General features: G+C 39.7%; 1 protein-coding gene. It reads left to right on the top strand.

Going from position 1 to position 619, the window contains the following annotated elements:
• Positions 1-116: 116 nt before the first annotated feature.
• Positions 117-619 (top strand): DUF2931 domain-containing protein (locus H5232_RS23545; RefSeq protein WP_182831705.1); only part of this gene is annotated, 503 nt, incomplete at its 3' end.

Genomic DNA, 619 nt, shown 5'->3' with positions numbered 1-619 from the left:
AGAAGAAGACGCTGAATTCACCACTAAAAACCACAGCTCGCGCTTTGTTATAATCAGCCTGCGCAAGCAGAGCTCAGCACACAATGGCAATCACAATTAATAAATGGATATAGACTATGGACAAAATCATAAAATTACTTCTTATTAGCTTGTTTGCTTTATTACTAGGCGGCTGTGCAACAACTGGTGAAATCGACTATATGGTTGTATCGGGTTCAACGGATGAAGGTAATGATATATTCGTGACTTTAATTAAGTTTGATGACAAGTGGGATGTACCCGCAGGAACTATGTCTTGCTGCAGAGCCACAGCGGGGGCTATGGTTGGAGTATATGATAGGGTATTCCCAGAAAAAGTCGCGGTTGAATGGTTAGATAAGTCAGAAAATAGAATTTACTATGGTGAAGTCGCAATAGATAAAAATGGTTATAAGTTTGCAAATAAGTTACCTCGATTTAGTTACCATACAGGCGAAGTAGAAACTGATATTTACCCATATTTAATAGTCGGTATGGGTGAATCAGGTGAAATCAAAGTTTGGATTTCAAATACACCATCTGCTGGGTTTACAGGCCATGTATTACACGAACTAGGCTCAGGGCAAGCTCAATGGCGTGA

Source organism: Pseudoalteromonas sp. SG41-5 (assembly GCF_014164495.1).
GTDB lineage: Bacteria > Pseudomonadota > Gammaproteobacteria > Enterobacterales > Alteromonadaceae > Pseudoalteromonas > Pseudoalteromonas rhizosphaerae.
The sequence above is the reverse complement of the archived record's forward strand: the minus strand, read 5'-3'. Positions and strand labels throughout refer to the sequence as shown.